A 16,598-nucleotide genomic window follows, 5' to 3' on the forward strand; every position below is an offset into this window, starting at 1 on the left:
CCTGTCCGCCCGGCCGCCGTGAGCCACGGGAAACCGCCACACCCTCGCGTTTTCCGTCCTCCGGCCCCGGCCGCCGATCGGCGAGAACCGGTGGCGGGACCACGTTCGTGTTCAATCTCCTTGTGATGCCGCGCTCCGGGCCGCGACAGGGGCGGCGTGGCAGGGGGAGGAAAGCAATGCTTGAGACGGTGTTCCGGACCGAGGACATGCCCCTGGCGGACCGGTTCGACGCCTGGCGTGAATATGTCATCAAGACCCATGTGCCCATGGAGCTTTCGAGCGAGGACGCGTCCGATTTACGTGTTACCGATCGCGTCCTGAACCTCGGGAGCGTGGCGGTCAGGTCAGTGCGCGTCCCATCGGTAACCGTGCGGCGGACACCGAAGCTCGTCCGGCAGTCCGATCCCGAGGCGTACCAAGTGTCGCTCGTGCGCCAGGGCAGCGTGGACCTCGTCCAGCAGGGCCGGGCCGATCGCCTGACCACGCACCGCCCCTACGATCTCACTCTCCTGGACACCTCGCGGCCCAACGAGATGCGGATCAGGACACAAGAGGGTCAGCAGAGCCTGACCGGGCTGGCGCTCCTCGTTCCCAAAGCGCTGTTGTCCGTGCCGACCGACAGCGTCGACAGCCTCCTCGCGCAGCGCATACCCGGCGGCGAGGGAATCGTCGCCCTGCTCATCGGGTTCATCGCCCAGCTGACCTCGGACACCGCATCCTTCGGACCGGGCGACGGCCCCAGGCTGGGGACCGTCGTGGTGGATCTGCTGTCGGCGTCCCTCGCCCAGGTGCTGGAGAGGGAGAACAGCCTCACTCCGGAAACCCGTGGACGGACGCTGACACTGCGCATCGACGCCTTCATCCAGCAGAACCTGCGCGACCCTCGGCTCACGCCGGAAGTGGTAGCGGCCGCGCACCACATATCCGTCAGCCGTCTGCACCGCCTCTTCCAGGAACGGGACACCTCGGTGGCCGCGTCGATCCGCCGTCGGCGCCTACAGCACTCCTGCGCCGACCTGGCCGACCCCGCGATGGCCACCGTGCCCGTCCACACCATCGCCTCCCGGTGGGGTTTCACGGACACCGCCCACTTCAGCCGGACATTCCGCCGTGAATACGCGATGACGCCGCTGGAGTACCGCAGGAAGGAATGCCCCGCCATCGTGTAGACGCAATGGCGACAGGAGTGTGCACGCGCTGGCGATGACTCGTCCCCGAACGGTCCCGCACCCTGACAAGGCCGCACATCGGCGAAGGACGGACGCGGGCACGGTACCTCTGCGGCCCTGTCCCGCTGACTCCGACCAGCGGCTGCGTGACAGCCGCGGCTGGAGACGGACCAACGGTCCACATCAATGCGTTCGGCCACGAAGAGGAGCCACACGAAGTGAAAATCCAGACCAAGAGACTCGGTGCCGTGCTCGCAACGGCGATGGCCGCCGTCGGCATCACCACTGCGGTGACCGCTCCCGCGCAAGCGGCCGGAACGGCGACGTACTACGCGGTTGCCTACGATCCCACCTACCCGTCGCTCAAGATCGCGGACGCGCTCTTCACCAGCTCCAACGACACGTTCAACGTCTGGGACGACATGCTTGACGGCCATGGGACCGTGCTGCACATCAACCTCAGCGACGATGCGGGTGCGACCTACCACCGATGGAAGAACCTTTACATCGACACCGACCTCGCCTACGAGGACTGGAATTTCGACGACGAGTTCAGCGAGGGGCGTTACTTCGCGTTCCGGGTCTGCCGCCAGGACGGCATCAACCAAGAGGCATACCACTGCGGTGACTGGGTGAAGGGAACCGCGTGACCTGACCGGTCCGACGCCTCACAGGTGCCCGCCTGCTCCGCTGAGCCGGCGGGCGCCTCACGTGGACGCGCGATGCCGACCCGAAGGCACGGGTCAAAGATCGGCGCGCCCTCGGCGGAGCGCTGGTCCCGGTCGCCGGTCTTGCCGACCGGCTCCACGGGGCACGGGCAGCCGCTCCCGCGGCTCCCGCCCACCGCCCTCGGCGCCCGGGAGCCGGACCACCGTCCCGCACCCACTACCCGCTACCCGCCTTCGTCCGGCGCCCCGCACCCGCTCCAGTGGCGCCCCGCGCCCGCCTTCGTCCGGCTCCCCGCACACCCGCTCCCGCGGCGCCCCGCACCCGCTCCCCGCACCCGCCCGGCCCATCGCTCGCACACGGCCCCGTCGTACCCGTTGACCCGCTCCCACCCCGCCCTTACGTTTTCGGCGTTCGTCATCCCACATGCCGTTCGCGGTACCGAACGGCACTCCGGCGAGAGGCCACCTCGTGCACCCCAACCCCCTCGTCCCGCACCGCGCCGACCCGCAGGTCCACCGCCACACCGACGGCCACTACTACTTCACGGCGACCCACCCGGACTACGACCGCATCGTCCTGCGCCGCTCCCGCACCCTGGCCGGTCTCGCCACCGCCGCCGAATCCGTGATCTGGCGGGCCCACCCCGCCGGCGACATGGGCGCGCACATCTGGGCGCCGGAGCTCCACCACATCGACGGAGCCTGGTACGTCTACTTCGCCGCCGCGCCCGCCGACGACGAGTGGGCGATCCGCATCTGGGTGCTGGAGAACACCGCCGCCGACCCGTTCGAGGGCACCTGGACGGAGAAGGGCCGCATCGGGACGGCCTGGGACACCTTCTCCCTGGACGCCACCACCTTCACCCACCGCGGCACCCGGTACCTGGCGTGGGCCCAGCAGGACCCCTCCCTCGGCGGCCACAACACCGTGATCCTCCTCTCGGCGATGGCCGACCCCTGGACGCTCACCGGACCCCAGGTGCGCCTGTCCGCGCCGGAGTACGACTGGGAGTGCCGGGGCCACCGGGTCAACGAGGGCCCGTACGTACTGAAGCGTCACGGCCGGGTCTTCCTCACCTACTCGGCGAGCGCCACCGACCACCGCTACTGCCTAGGCCTGCTCACCGCCGACGCCGACAGTGACCTCCTCGACCCCGCAGCCTGGACCAAGTCCCCGGTCCCGGTGTTCACCACCAGCGAGGCGGGCGGCGTCTACGGCCCCGGCCACAACGCGTTCACGGTCGCCGAGGACGGCGAGACCGACGTCCTGATCTACCACGCCCGCTCCTACCGGGAGATCGACGGCGAACCCCTGGACGACCCCAACCGCCACACCCGGTTCCAGGCGCTCGGCTGGAACCCGGACGGCACCCCCCGTTTCGGCGTCCCCGTGGCGGACACGGCCGCCGACACCGTGAAGGAGAGTGCGTGACATGAGAAGACGTGCGTACGCGATCCTGCTCGCCCTCTGTCTGGCGCTGGCCGGCGCCCTCGCCACCGCCGGACCGGCCCAGGCCGCACCGCAGACGATCGCCAACGGCACGCAGTTCACCGACACGACCGGCAGCCCCGTGCACGCCCACGGCGGCGGCGTCCTCAAGGCCGGCTCGTACTACTACTGGTTCGGCGAGCACCGTAACGCCGACAACACCTTCCGGTACGTGGACGCCTACCGGTCCACCGACCTGAAGACCTGGGAGTTCCGCAACCACGTCCTGACCCAGGCGAGCGACCCGGAGCTGGCCACCGCCAACATCGAGCGCCCGAAGGTCGTGTACAACGCCGCCACCGGCAAGTACGTGATGTGGATGCACAAGGAGAACGGCACCGACTACAGCGAGGCCCGCGCCGCCGTCGCCGTCTCCGACACCGTCGACGGGAACTACACCTACCAGGGCAGCTTCCGGCCGTTCGACACCTACATGTCCCGTGACATCACGACGTTCGTCGACACGGACGGCACCGGCTACATGGTCTCGGCGGCCAACGAGAACTACGACCTGCACCTCTACAAGCTGACCGCCGACTACCTCGGCATCGACAGCCTGGTCGCCAACCCCTGGGCGGGTGGCCACCGGGAGGCCCCGGCCCTCTTCAAGCGGGGCGGTGTCTACTTCATGCTGACCTCGGGCGCCACCGGCTGGAGCGCCAACCAGCAGCAGTACGCCACCGCCACCTCCCTCGCCGGCCCGTGGAGCTCGATGGCGAACGTCGGCGACTCGACGGCGTACGGATCGCAGACCGCGTACGTCCTGCCCGTGACGGGATCCTCGGGCACCTCCTACCTCTACCTGGGCGACCGCTGGGGCAACTCCTTCGGCGGCACCGTCGACGACTCCCGGTACGTGTGGCTGCCGCTGGCCTTCCCGACCACGACGACGATGTCGATGTCCTGGTACCCGGAGGTCACGGTCGACGCCACGGCCGGGACGATCAGCGGGACGAGCGCCACGTACCACACGCTGATCGCCCGGAACAGCTCCAAGTGCGCGGACGTGCCGAACCAGTCCCTGTGGCAGGCCGCCGCGATCAGCCAGTACACCTGCAACGGCGGCACCAACCAGAAGTGGTGGTTCAAGGACCTCGGCACCGGCTACTACCAGCTGGTCGGCCGCGGCAGTTCGCTGTGCCTCCAGGAGAACTCCACCGACGTCACCCAGGAGAACTGCTCCGCCGGCGCCACCACCCAGCAGTGGAGCCTGACCGCCTCCGGCAGCTACTGGCTGGTCAAGGCCCGCACCACCGGCGAGTGCCTGGACGTGAACGGCGCGTCCACCGCCAACTCCGCCGCGCTCATCACCTACACCTGCAACGGAGCGGCCAACCAGCAGTGGACGCGCGGTACATGACGTCCGTCCGCCTCAGGCCAGCAGGTCGATCGCGTCGATCGAGGTGCCCGCGCTGAGATAGGCCGTCGTCCCCGAACCGCTCACCACGTCGATCCTCAGCACGTTGTACTGGCTGGTGTCCGTGAGCCAGGCACTCGCCGGAACGCTGTAGGTGAACGTGTAGTTGTTGCCCCGGTAGGACCCGTTGGTCAGCGACCGGGTGCTCGGCTGCGTGGGCGGGGAGGGGATCGACGACGTCCAGGCGCCGTTGACGACGACCTGCGGACGGCCGTTGGCGTAGGCCGTCGTCACTCCGATGCGCAGCGTGTGCGCGGCGGCGGCCTGGGCCGCGGTCAGCTTGAAGTACACCAGCAGCCCGCTGTTGACGTCCTTCCAGAGGTAGCAGGGGAAGGCCGAGGTCTCGGTGCCGCTGCCGATGACGACGTTGCCGGTCCAGGCCGAGGCCCGCACGTCGGAGGGATGCGCGTACGTCATCAGGTCGGCGTTCTTGAAGCCGCCGGGCGTGCCGTTCCAGTCGTTGATCCGCCAGATCGCGCTCGCGTTGCTCGGATCGTTCGAGGAGGGGATCGCGATGGTGTTGAGCGTGGTCGTTCCGCCGGCGGACACCGTCACCGAGGTGGTGTACACCGCCAGCTCGCCCTTGAAGACGGTCAGCGTGTACGTCCCCGGCAGGACCCCGGTGATCGAGAAGTATCCGTCCGAGGAGCGTGCCGAACCCCAGTACTGCGCCGCCGAGTTGGCGAGCCCCACCGTGTAGGCGTACGCCGTGTCCCGCCCGGTGATCCCGACGCCCGCGACCCGGCCGCGGCCGCCCGAGGCCACGTAGCCGGACAGGCCGAGCGAATCCGCCCACGAGGTGGTGAGGGTTCCCGGGTACAGCGAGGAGGAGGGCGCGCCGCCGTCCGTGAAGGCGATGACGTACGGGCCCTGGAGGCCGTAGCGCTCGGACTCGGTCTGGTTCTGGCCGTAGTACAGGATCTCGTACAGGCCGCCGCCGTCCGCGCTCTGGTGGCGCAGCAGCGAGCGGTAGAAGGGCCCGCCGGAGGCCTTCTCGTGGTTGCTGCGCACGATCCACAGGCCGACGCTGCCGGTCGTCCAGCCGATGTAGTCGTAGTCCATCACCCGCAGCTTCGAGTAGTGCTTCGAGCGGGTCTGGCCGTCGGACTTCGCGAACACGTCCGAGGCCTCGATGGTGGTGGGCGCGTAGGTGTAGGAATCGGGCTCGTCGTTGAGGAACAGGCCCGCCTTGACGCGCACGATGTAACGGGTGGCGCTGACCGAGCTGTCGGCCTTGTTGGTCCACAGGTAGATGTTGTTCTCGCCGCTGCGGGCCGCGTAGTAGTGCTTGAGCGTGCCGTACGTGACGGAGATCAGGATCGTCGAGCCGGACTGGGTGATGGTCACCGTGGAGGTGCCGAGGCCGGACTCGATGTGCGAGTTCTTGCCGTCGTAGCCCTGGTACTCGGTGCCCTTGTAGACCAGCGAGGTGAGGTCGCCGTTGGTCTTGCTGACCTTGAAGACGAGGCTGGCGCCGGTGTCGACGACGTAGTTCGAGCCGTCGTCGGTGTAGCCGAAGGTCGCGGCGGACGCGGGGGCGGCGAGCGGCCCGGCGAGCGCGGCCGTGCCCGCGGCCGCCGCGGTGCCGAGGACGAAGGCGCGGCGTCCGACCGTTCTGTTCGGTGCGGTTTCGGACATGGGGGTGCCTCCTTCGAGACATGTGGGGGTGGTGCGGGTGTGAGTGAGGGTGACAGTTGAATCGATTTCGCGAAAGGGCTTTCGCATTCGAGGAGTTGGCAATCGCTGGATGTGAGTCAAGGGTCTAGAAAGCGCTTGCTGAAGGCGGTACCGTCCAGCCGCCAGCCCTGTCACCCGTGATCGAGGAGCCGCAGTGAGACGTTTCACCCCAGCCGTGCTGGCGGCGCTGACCCTGACCACCGCCCTGACGGCCGTCCCCGCCGCCCAGGCCCACGACGGCGGCCCGGGTCTCGGCATCGAGAACTGCGCCGACACCGCCTGCCACTTCGACGTCCCGCCCGGCACCTACGACGTGACGGTCCTCCTCGGCGGCGAGGCGGCGTCGAGCACCGCCGTCGGCGGGGAGACCCGGCGCTCACTCCTCCCCGAGACCGCCGTCCCGGCCGGCGAACGCGTCGCCCGCAGCTTCACGGTGAACGTCCGTATCCCCGAGGGCGAACCCACCGGCGCCGCCGGGACCGCCGGTCTGGACCTCGTCCTCGGCGGTTCGGCCCCCGCGCTCGCGGACATCCGCGTCACCCCGGCCCGCCTCGCCGGCGCCTCGCGCGGCGGGACCTCCGCCACCCGCCAGATCTTCCTGGTCGGCGACTCCACCGTCTGCGACCAGCCCGGCGACCCCTACTCCGGCTGGGGCCAGCAGCTGCCGCAGTACCTGCGCAAGGGCGTCTCGGTCGCCAACTACGCGGACTCCGGGGAGAGTACGGTCAGCTACCTGGGGAACCCGCAGCTGTGGGCCACCGTGCAGCCCCAGATCCGCCGGGGCGACCTGGTGCTGGTCCAGCTGGCCCACAACGACAAGACGACCGACGAGGCGACCTACCGGGCGAACCTGGAGGCGCTGGTGGCGGGCGTCCGCGAGAAGGGCGGTGAGCCGGTCCTCGTCACCCCGATCGTGCGCCGCTGGTTCAACGCCGACGGCACGCTGAACAACGGCACGGCCCTGCTGGTCAACGGCCTCGGCGTCGACCACCCGGCGGTGATCCGCGAGGTCGCCGCCGCCCGGGACGTCCCGCTGATCGACCTCACCGCCCTGACGAAGGCGCTGGTCGAGTCCCTGGGCGTCGAGGGCTCCAAGGCGCTGTACCTCTACAACGAGAAACGGGACAACACCCACACCTCCGCGTACGGCGCCACCGTGTACGCGGGCCTGGTCCGCGATGCGCTCCTCGACCTGCGTCTGGTCCCCAGGGGCAAGGTGCGGGCGGGATGAGCCCCTGGGGGCGCCCCGACCGGAACCGGGACGCCCCCAGGCCCCTGACCGCGCCGGGACCGGCACGCCGGCCGGTCCCGGCCCCCGACGGAAGAGAGCGCCGATGCACCTGCCGCCGCCCGACCACGCCCTCAGTCCCCGCACCGGTTACACCCGCGCCCACTGGGAGGCGGCCGCCGACGCCCTGCTCGCCGCCGTGGAGCCGTACGCCACCGCGGACCACGCGCTCTACCACCTCCCCGGCGACCGTGAGAGCTGGTCCGGCCGTCTCTCCGACGGCCTGGAGGGCTACGCCCGCACCTTCCTCCTCGCCGCCTTCCGCCGTGACGAGACGGCCCTGGAACGCTACGCGGAGGGCCTTGCGGCCGGTGTGTCCGGCGTCTGGCCGCGCATCGAGGACCACGGCCAGCCGCTCGTCGAGGCGGCCTCGATCGCGCTCGCCCTGCGGCTGACCCGGCCCCTGCTGTGGGACCGCCTGGACGACCGCGTACGGCAGCGGGCGGCCGGCTGGCTCGCCGACGCGCTCACCGCCCGGCCGTGGCCGTGCAACTGGGAGCTGTTCCCGGTGACGGTCGGCGGTTTCCTGGACGCGGCCGGCTGCGCGACGGACGCCGCGCGCGCGGCCGTCGAGCGCGGCCTGGACCGCATCGAGCGGTGGTACGTCGCCGACGGCTGGTACACGGACGGCGAGCGCCGCGCCTTCGACTACTACAACGGCTGGGCGATGCACCTCTACCCGGTCCTGCACGCCTGGCTCGCCGACGACCCCCGCCTGCTCGACCTCTACGGCGGCCGGCTCGCACGCCACCTCGCCGACCACGCCCGCCTGTTCGGCGGCGACGGCGCCCCGGTGCGCCAGGGCCGTTCCCTCACCTACCGGTTCGCCACGGCGGCCCCCCTCTGGCTCGGCGCCCTGACCGGACACACCCCGCTGCCGCCCGGCGAGACCCGCCGGCTGGCCTCCGGCGCACTGAAGTACTTCCTGGAGCGGGGCGCCGTCGACGGACGGGGCCTGCTGACCCTCGGCTGGCACGGCCCCGACCCCTCCGTGCTCCAGGGCTACTCGGGCCCGGCCTCCCCGTACTGGGCGAGCAAGGGCTTCCTCGGTCTGCTGCTCCCGCCCGAGCACGCCGTGTGGACGGCGCCGGAGACGCCGGGCCCGGCCGAGCGCGCGGACGCGTCCACCCCGATCGCCGCGCCCAACTGGCTCCTCCAGTCGACGTGTTCGGACGGCGTGGTCCGCCTCCACAACCACGGCAGCGAGGACGTCCGCTACGACCCGTACTACACGCGGCTCGCCTACTCGACGGTGACGGCGCCCTCCTCGTCGTACGACAACAGCGTGATCGTCGGGGACGACCCGAGCCGTACCGGCATCGAGCCGCTGGGGGTCGGTGAGGGCTGGGCGGCCTCCCGGCACACGGCGGGCGGCGGGGCGCGGGTGACGAGCGTGGTGCTCGTGCGCGGGGCGGCCGAGGTGCGGGCCCATCTGGTGACGGGGGCCGCGCCGGGCACGCCGGTACGGGTGACCGGGTGGGCGGCGGAGGGGGAGGCGCGCGCCGAGACCCTGCCCGTCCTCGGACTGGGGGAGTCGCTGGCCGGGACGACCGGCGACGGCGACAGCCTTTTCGTCGCCCTCGCCCGGCTGACCGCCGAACCGGATCCCGTCCCGCTGGCGCAGACCGTGTCGGTCCGGGAGGAGGGGGCCCACGGGCTCCGGGTCCGCTGGAGCGAGGGCCCCGCGGTCCGGGTGGACCTCTCGGGGGACGCCGTACGGGTGGTCGTGGAGAAGCCCTGACGCCGGTGCCGACGCCGATACGAAGCCGTTCGATTCTTTGTTGCCCGGCGTCGGGGCCTGCACGAGAATCCCCGCATGACTTCCACGATCCGCCATGTGACGATCGACAGCTCCGACGCCCATGCGCTCGCCGGTTTCTGGTCGCGGGTCCTCGACCGGCCGCTCCACACGGACGGCGAGCCGGGCGACGAATGGGCGCTGATCGAGGACGCGGGCCTGCTCTTCGTCACCGTCCCGGAGGGCAAGAAGGCCAAGAACCGCATCCACTTCGACCTCGAGCCGCAGGACCGCACGCGCGACGAGGAGGTCGAACGACTGATCGCCCTCGGCGCCACCCTGGCCGACGACCGCCGCAACCCCGACGGCACCGGCTGGGCGGTCCTCACCGACCCGGAGGGCAACGAGTTCTGCGTGGAGCGGAGCGCGGGGGAGCGGAGGGAGGACTGAGGAGGAGCCGCCTGGGCCCGAAGGGGGCGCTTTTTGCTGCCCGTGAGGAGCTACGCGCCCCGCTCCAGTTCTTAGGGACTCAGACAGTCTTCCGGTGCTCCGCCCAGCGCTGGGACGCATCAAAGACAGTGGTTGTCCATGTGCCCGGGTCCGCTGAGGCGATGTCTTCCCACAGGTTCGCTGACGCCAGCGCGAAGGCCGTGACGGCTTCCGGTGCTGCCGTCTTCCATGCGGGAACACGTGCCGCCCATCCCTCCGCTGACTGGGGCTCTAGCTGGCCCGCCGCCATGAGCCACACGACCCAATGGGCAGCGTCCAGCCATGCGGCACCGCGCGTTGCCCAAGCCCAGTCAACGAGGAAAGCTGGGCCGTCCACCATGACGTTCTCGTTGTTCAGATCCGTGTGAAGCAGGGAGTTGCCCGCGAAGTGTGCAACGTCCGTGGGCTTGGCCACGTACGCCTCGAGGCGCTGTTCCGCGTGCCGCAACTCGATTGCGGGACAGGGGACTTCCCCCAGTCGGCAGAGCAGATCAGCCACCTTGGGAAGATCCGGTGAGCCTGCGGAGTAGTCGGCGTGGTGGCCGTCCAGCGCCTCGAATCCCAAGAGCACCCAACCGGCGTCTTTCACCTGCCAATGAAGCTCGGGTGCGATCCCGCGCAGATACGGGTTGACTTCGGCCTCCCGGCTCTGAGTCCATACGCGCTTGTGGTCGGCTCTCAGGCCCTTGACGAAGAAGGAACCGTCAGTGGTGAAAATCCGCGCCGCGATTTCGCTGTTGAAGCCCTGAATTACCGTTTCGGTCTTGATGATCTCCCCAGCGTGAGTTTCGACGTGAGAAAGCACGGTGGGCGGTAGATCGTCGAATGACATTCGTTGCGTTGCCACGGTCCCCAGACTCTCATACGACGGTCCGTGCGGACCCCGCAGCGTGAGAACGCCACGGAGCCCGCACGGACCGCGCTTGTATCGGCGTGGCTACCGGTACGGGTTGTCGTCGTTGCACCCCGGCACGGTGCCTTCGGTCAGCGACTCCACGTCGTCCACGATGACCAGCCCGACGGGTTCATAGGTCTTCGGCTGGTCGGCCGGGGCCGGAACCAGCCCCAGCGGCGGACGGGGAGTGATCTCGACTGCTACGGCGCTCATGCTGTGTCGTCTCCGTTTCCGTGTTGACAGTAGGTGTTCAGTGGTGCCTTCGCCGCCTGGTACGCCTTGGCAAGGGGCCGACAGACCCGGCAGGTTGCCGAGAGTCGGCAGCCGCTACAGCCACCGGAGCGAAGCATTTGGGTATCTGCAATGGCGGGAAGACGAGAAAGGCCGTCCAGTCCCTCAGCCATAAGACTTACAGGATTCTCGCGACCTACCTTGCACATGGTGGCAAACCCGTGGGGATCCACGTGGAAGAAAGTGTGGCCGGCCGGGCATCCCTGAAAGACCGTGGACCGGTCCAGAAAGCCGGGAGCCTGAGCGGCGAGCGGTTCCGGATTGCCGTCATAGGTGGGCGAGATATTCGCGTATTCGATGTACGTCGCCGCGTACTCACCTGCGATTTCTCGCATGGCCTCAATTTCGTGCGCGTTATGTTTGGTGACGATCAATGCGAGTTCGAGTGACACGCCCGCCTCTTTGGCGGCCTTGAGCCCTTTCAGGAGCAGCTTGTAAGCGCCCGGCTTACGGGTAAGGGAATCGAAACTTTCGTCAGACGCGCCGTAGAGGGAAACTGTCACCTTGTGCGGGGGCATCGCGGTAAGAAGCCCGATGGTTTCCGGCCGGTGCAGTCGAGACCCGTTCGTCAAAAGTTCGATGAGCATTCCAAGCCCGTAGGCCGTTCGGTAGGAGTGAGTGAAGTCGCGGTCAATGGTGGGCTCACCCCCGGTGAACTGGAGCCAGAGAACACCCGCGTCGCGGAGCATTAAGAGAAGCCGATCTTTGTCTTCGCGCGACAGGCCCTCAAATTTTCGTTCGGCAAGGTAGCAGTGCTCGCAGTTGAAGTTGCACCCCTTGTTGATTTCCCATGTTGCCCGGCTGTAATTCAGTGGAGTGAGGGGGCGAACCAGAACAGTGCCCTTGGCCGGGCACCCAGCAAGGTCGATCCCCCATGCCTGCCGCGCGGCGTCGGCAAGCCGCCCCGGTACCGCCTGACCGCCGGCCACGGCATCGGCAAGTTCTCGATGCATGGCGAACGGAACATGTACCCCCTTACGCGCTCCGGGGCGCGCGATGATGAACTTGTCACCCTGCGGACTGGCGATCACCTGGTGCATAGGGTTCCTCCGGGATTTGGGAACCCGCCCCTGCACTGAATGTCTTCCCATGGGGAAGATTCGGTGGGATCCGGCAGAGGCGGGGATTCTGATTGCCGTTCCGATGATGAAACCGCAGGTATCCGGTTCTCGACATCCGTGCTTGCACGACTCCAGACGGCACGGAACGTGTTGGGAACCGGGCGGGAAGCAGACCACTCCAGACTTGACGTCCAGCGCTTCCCCATATTCGGTCCACCAACCTGCGGGACTCTTCGCATACGGAGGGCCGGCGAACGGGCCGGTGGTGCTCTCGTCCGACACTCAGAGGCCTCGGCGCGTGCGGGTGTTCACCTCGGCCACCGCATCGCTCAGGGCGTCGGACTGTATGGCCGGACGCATGTCATCGGCTTCAGCTTCCCACTCCCTGCCGCCGTTCAGCGGACGGAGCTGGTAGTGGGGGCCGACGTGGCCCATGACACGCCCCACACGGCCCGAGCTTGTGTCGTGCACGACCTCCCCCGGCTCCCACACGCGTGGGTGCTCACGTGGCCTCTCAACACTGTTCACGGCGACTCCTGCGCTCCAGCCCGTCCCGGACCCGGAGCAGCACCGGCCATGCGGGCGATGCGTAGCCGCTCCGGGGCACCCACTCCGGCGCGAGCCGCCAGAACCCACCCGCCTGCATCAGGGCGGTCAACTGATTCATACCGTCTGTCTCACGGGCGAACTCGTGATCCATGTCGGGGTCCTTCACTGTGGCCTCGTCCCTTGCGCTGCTCGTTGCTCGCTCTAGCTAGACAACCGCCCCGCTACGCCGAGCGGTACTGTTGCAACAGCGGCAGGACTTAAGAGCTTTAAGTGGCTTCGCGGTGAGGGGAGTTGAGGAGTGGTGGCCCATCGGGAACCGAACGCGGAGCTTGAGCGGCTGCACAGGGAGACCAGGTGGACGCTGCGACAATTCGCGCAGGAGGTCAACCGCTTGGGGACGCAACGCGGGACGCCGCTCCGATACCGAGAGCCATCGGTGCACCAGTGGCTCAATGGGCACATGCCGAAGGAGGACGTCCGGCCGCTGATTCTGGAAGCTCTGGCGCGGAAACTCGGCCGTCCGATCACGCACAGCGAAGCGGGCTTTCCTCAGCCTCCTGCCGAATCGTCGAGCTACCTCTCCGGTACGGCGGAAGGACTACTTGACCTGGGGAGGCGCGACATGGATCCGTCCCGTCGGAGTGTTCTGGGGGCCGGTCTTTTCTCTGTCGCCCTCACCGTGCCCAATTGGCCGGACGTGATGGGACGGATGGAGGCCGTCCATAAAGGAAAGGTGCAGCGTATAGGGATGCCGGACGTTCAGTCAGTTATTGCAATGACCGAACGGCTCTCAGATCTGGACGATCAATTCGGCGGACGGACAGCGCGTCCCTTGGCTGCCGCATACATGGTCAACGCCGTGGTCCCCTACTTGCGCGCCGACGCTCCAGAGCATGTCCGCAAGGCCATGATGGCTGCTGCTTCGGATCTTTCGTATCTCACTGGCTACATGGCTGTTGATGAGGGTGTACATGGAATAGCGCAGCGGTATTACCTCAAAGCACTGGAATTGGCCGGTGCCGCAGAGGATCACTTGACGTACTGCACTACTCTTCGCGGAATGAGTGTCCAGGCAGTCGACTTGGGTCACAGCGCTGAGGCGCTGAGGCTTGCAGATGCGGCAGCCGCTGCGTCTCCTCAGGCGGGCCCCAGGATGCGTGCATTTCTTGCGGGACAGCAAGCACATGCGGCTGCGCAGGAGGGCGACGACCGAACGGCTCTGCGGTGCCTTAATGAAGCTGAGGTAGCCATGGAGAAAGCCGAGTCGCAGTCCAAAACGTTCGGCTCCTACAATCCCTCTTCGCTGGCTTACCACGTCGGTCAAGTGCGCTACGAGTTGGGCGACGTAGCAGGATCCATCGCCTCACTCAAGGAGTCCGACAAGCTGCGCCCCACCGTATTCCGGCGGACCAGTGTCCGCTATCTGTCCATGCTGGCCGAGCGGCAACTGCAAGTCGGCCACCTCGAAGCGGCTTGTGAGACGTGGGGACGAGTCCTGGATGTCTATCCACTAGTGCAATCCGGGCAGTGCGATCGCAGCATCTCCGCCATGTACAGTCGCCTTAGGCCGCACCTTAAGAACAGTGCCGCCCGAGACCTCTTCGAGCGAGGCCGCCTGGTAACCCCGGCCAGACTGCTTCCCCGTTGAACGCGTGAAGACTCCCGATGCTCGCTGCATCATAGAATGCAACAAGTGCGGGGGTTTCATGGTAGTTGGGCGCACCAGTAGACGGGCTCAGCCTTTCCCTTCCTCCTCTTCTTCTTCTTCCTCCTCGCGCGGCCAGTGGACGAGGGCCGTGTGCAGGGCGTCGACCGCCTTCTCCCACGAGCGCCGCACGTCGCGGGGTGCGCCGAAGCCGCCGCCGGCCTCCAGGGCGCAGTAGCCGTGGAAGGTGCTGCGCAGCAGGCGGACGGCGTCGGTGAGGTCGGGTTCCTCCAGGCCGTAGGCGCGGAGCATGCCGTAGGTGATCTCGGTGGTGCGGCGGAAGGCGGGGGCGTCGGCGACGAGGTCCCGGTCGGCCTGGTCGACGGGGATCTGCGTCGCGGCGTACCGTCCCGGATGCCGTAGCGCGTACTCCCGGTAGGCCCCGGCGAACCCGGCGAGCGCCTGCCGGCCGGCGCGCCCGGCGACGGCCTCGGCGATGGCGTCGATCATCTCGCCCCCGGCGAGGAGTGCGACGCGGGTGCGCAGGTCCTGGAGGTTCTTGACGTGTGAGTAGAGACTCGCGTCCTTGACGCCGAAGCGGCGGGCCAGCGCGGAGAGCGTGACGTTGTCGAACCCGACCTCGTCGGCGAGATCGGCGGCGGCCGCGACCAGGCGGTCGACGGTGAGGCCGGCTCGGGGCATGGGGTCCCTCACTGGTAGGGGAACGGGGTCTCTGGGCAGGTCAGGGGAATCCTAGAGGGTGCCGGGAAGCTGTCGCTTCGCGGCAGTTGTGACGTGATCATGCTCACTTCGCCCCGGAGGAGACCTGTGAACGTCTTGTGCTTCCACCCGCACAACCCTTAGATCGTCCCCACTCCTGATCATTTCGGGGTGGGCGGTTCTTCCCGGCCTCACTCCCCGTCAGAGGAACCCGGCCGGAGGAACCCGGCCGGAGGAACCCGGTCAGTGGAACCCGGTCGGTGGAACCCGGCCGGAGGAAGGAAGCACAGCAGCGTGGTCGGCAGATCCCCCGAAGAGCCCGAGGGCGGTTCGTCCCTGTCCGACGACGCGTTGCGCGCGTTCCTGGAGGAGAGCGAACGCGGCGCGGACTCCGCCCCCAAGGAGCCGTCGGCGCGCGCCCGCATGGTCACCGAGCGGCTGCGGCGGCAGGGTGAGCCGGAGGGATGGCGAACCGGGCCCGCCTGGCGGGAGCTGGACGGACGGGCCGCTCGGCGCCGGAAGGTCTGGTCCGTCCTCGGCGTGGCCGCGGCGCTCGGTCTGCTCGCCGTGGCGCTGAAGCCGTCGTTGCTGCCCGGGGACCTCTTCGGCGCGGGGGAGCCGGAGGCCGTCGCGGCCTCGCCCCTGCCCCCGGAGACGGCCGCGCCGACCGGGCCGCCCGCCGAGGCCCCGGAGGACACCCCCACCCTCGACCGGCCGTTCGCCGGCTCCCCGGCCCTCGACTGGGCCGACGGCGAGGCCGGTGTCGTCCTGCCGGCCGCGCGGGCGGTGGGCTCCGTCTCCGAGGAGCGGGTCGCACAGGCGCTGCGCCTGACCAGGCAACTGCTGGTCGGCGCCAACCTCGACGAGAAGACGCTGCGCGGCGGACGCCCCACGGCCGCGTTCGCGGTGCTCGACCCCCTGCAACCGGAGCTCGTCGAGCACCTGGACACCTCCCTGAGCGCCCCGGACGAGGCCCACGACCCGCTGGAGCTGTTCAGCCGCTTCGACCCCGAGGAGGTCCGGCTCGTCGGTGACGTGGTCAAGACCCGCGGCCGTATGACCTTCGGGAAGGGCGAGTACGGCGGCGTCGCCGTGCACGCCGACTACACCTTCGTCTATCCGGTCGTCCGCACCGACGGCTCGACCGAGGTCACCCGCACGATCGTGCGCCGCGTGATCGACGCCGAACTCGCCGACCCGGCGCGCTACCAGGTGACGTCCGGCCGGCTGCTCGTCCGCAGTTACGACCAGGACCTCGCCAACTCGGCGTGTGAGGTCCACGACGGCTTCCTGCACCCGCAGTTCGCGACCGCCGAGCCGACGGGTCCGCGGCCCTCCGGCCCGGCCACCGACCCGTACGACCGCAGCAAGGACGTCGGCGCCGACGCCTTCGAGGGCTGCGGGACGGTGTCCCGCGTCTGACCGCGGCCCCGGCGGCGGGCTCCGTCCGGACGGCCCTCACCGGGCGGCCCGGACGGATTCCCCGGGTACGCGCCGGGCTC

At 68.9% G+C, this 16,598-nt stretch carries 15 protein-coding genes; 9 read left to right on the forward strand and 6 right to left on the reverse strand.

All coding sequences use genetic code 11. The features are described from left to right. Positions 1-176: 176 nt before the first annotated feature. From ACIP67_RS19695 to ACIP67_RS19710, 4 genes are all read left to right on the forward strand, one after another. Positions 177-1,169: a helix-turn-helix domain-containing protein gene (locus ACIP67_RS19695; protein ID WP_401693171.1), complete on the forward strand. Its 993-nt coding sequence runs from the start codon at positions 177-179 to the stop codon at positions 1,167-1,169. A gap of 218 nt (positions 1,170-1,387) precedes the next feature. Continuing rightward, on the forward strand, positions 1,388-1,819 hold the full coding sequence (locus tag ACIP67_RS19700) for a hypothetical protein (RefSeq protein WP_401693173.1): 432 nt from the start codon (positions 1,388-1,390) through the stop codon (positions 1,817-1,819). A gap of 442 nt (positions 1,820-2,261) precedes the next feature. After that, positions 2,262-3,269: a family 43 glycosylhydrolase gene (locus ACIP67_RS19705; protein ID WP_401693174.1), complete on the forward strand. Its 1,008-nt coding sequence runs from the start codon at positions 2,262-2,264 to the stop codon at positions 3,267-3,269. A gap of 1 nt (position 3,270) precedes the next feature. Further along, the gene (locus tag ACIP67_RS19710; RefSeq protein WP_401693176.1) at positions 3,271-4,686 is read left to right on the forward strand and encodes an RICIN domain-containing protein; all 1,416 of its coding nucleotides are present in this window, start codon (positions 3,271-3,273) and stop codon (positions 4,684-4,686) included. Positions 4,687-4,698: 12 nt separating this feature from the next. Here the strand turns inward: ACIP67_RS19710 and ACIP67_RS19715 are convergent, their stop codons facing one another. Further along, positions 4,699-6,381, reverse strand: coding sequence for a rhamnogalacturonan lyase B N-terminal domain-containing protein (locus ACIP67_RS19715; RefSeq protein WP_401693177.1), 1,683 nt, complete (start codon positions 6,379-6,381; stop codon positions 4,699-4,701). 193 nt (positions 6,382-6,574) lie between these two features. Here ACIP67_RS19715 and ACIP67_RS19720 point away from each other — a divergent pair, with 193 nt between their 5' ends. From ACIP67_RS19720 to ACIP67_RS19730, 3 genes are all read left to right on the forward strand, one after another. Continuing rightward, positions 6,575-7,651, forward strand: a complete 1,077-nt coding sequence (locus ACIP67_RS19720) for a rhamnogalacturonan acetylesterase (protein WP_401693178.1) — start codon at positions 6,575-6,577, stop codon at positions 7,649-7,651. Positions 7,652-7,754: 103 nt separating this feature from the next. After that, positions 7,755-9,449, forward strand: coding sequence for a DUF2264 domain-containing protein (locus ACIP67_RS19725; protein WP_401693179.1), 1,695 nt, complete (start codon positions 7,755-7,757; stop codon positions 9,447-9,449). 75 nt (positions 9,450-9,524) lie between these two features. Beyond that, complete coding sequence (locus tag ACIP67_RS19730; RefSeq protein WP_401693181.1) at positions 9,525-9,896, forward strand: VOC family protein; 372 nt, start codon at positions 9,525-9,527, stop codon at positions 9,894-9,896. 79 nt (positions 9,897-9,975) lie between these two features. On the opposite strand, the gene ACIP67_RS19735 is transcribed toward ACIP67_RS19730, so the two are convergent. The 4 genes from ACIP67_RS19735 to ACIP67_RS19750 form a co-directional block, all read right to left on the reverse strand. Continuing rightward, positions 9,976-10,782: an aminoglycoside phosphotransferase gene (locus ACIP67_RS19735; protein WP_401693182.1), complete on the reverse strand. Its 807-nt coding sequence runs from the start codon at positions 10,780-10,782 to the stop codon at positions 9,976-9,978. A gap of 90 nt (positions 10,783-10,872) precedes the next feature. Continuing rightward, entirely contained in the window at positions 10,873-11,043 is a 171-nt protein-coding gene (locus tag ACIP67_RS19740) for a hypothetical protein (protein ID WP_401693184.1), read from the reverse strand. Next, positions 11,040-12,161 carry a radical SAM protein gene (locus tag ACIP67_RS19745; RefSeq protein ID WP_401693185.1) on the reverse strand — a complete coding sequence of 374 codons (1,122 nt, stop codon included), beginning with the start codon at positions 12,159-12,161 and terminating at the stop codon, positions 11,040-11,042. The genes ACIP67_RS19740 and ACIP67_RS19745 overlap by 4 nt, the downstream gene beginning before the upstream one ends. A gap of 535 nt (positions 12,162-12,696) precedes the next feature. Next, entirely contained in the window at positions 12,697-12,882 is a 186-nt protein-coding gene (locus ACIP67_RS19750) for a hypothetical protein (protein ID WP_401693186.1), read from the reverse strand. A 150-nt stretch (positions 12,883-13,032) separates the two neighbouring features. On the opposite strand from ACIP67_RS19750, the gene ACIP67_RS19755 reads away from it, so the two are divergent. After that, positions 13,033-14,379 carry a tetratricopeptide repeat protein gene (locus tag ACIP67_RS19755; RefSeq protein WP_401693187.1) on the forward strand — a complete coding sequence of 449 codons (1,347 nt, stop codon included), beginning with the start codon at positions 13,033-13,035 and terminating at the stop codon, positions 14,377-14,379. Positions 14,380-14,466: 87 nt separating this feature from the next. Here the strand turns inward: ACIP67_RS19755 and ACIP67_RS19760 are convergent, their stop codons facing one another. Beyond that, a complete protein-coding gene (locus tag ACIP67_RS19760) occupies positions 14,467-15,078 on the reverse strand; it encodes a TetR-like C-terminal domain-containing protein (RefSeq protein WP_401693188.1) in 612 nt (203 codons plus the stop codon). A gap of 312 nt (positions 15,079-15,390) precedes the next feature. On the opposite strand from ACIP67_RS19760, the gene ACIP67_RS19765 reads away from it, so the two are divergent. Then, positions 15,391-16,518 (forward strand): hypothetical protein, encoded by a 1,128-nt coding sequence (locus ACIP67_RS19765; RefSeq protein WP_401693189.1) that lies wholly within the window; start codon positions 15,391-15,393, stop codon positions 16,516-16,518. The last annotated feature ends 80 nt before the right edge of the window (positions 16,519-16,598 follow it).

This window comes from Streptomyces sp. NPDC088812, from assembly GCF_044750285.1.
Lineage (GTDB): Bacteria > Actinomycetota > Actinomycetes > Streptomycetales > Streptomycetaceae > Streptomyces.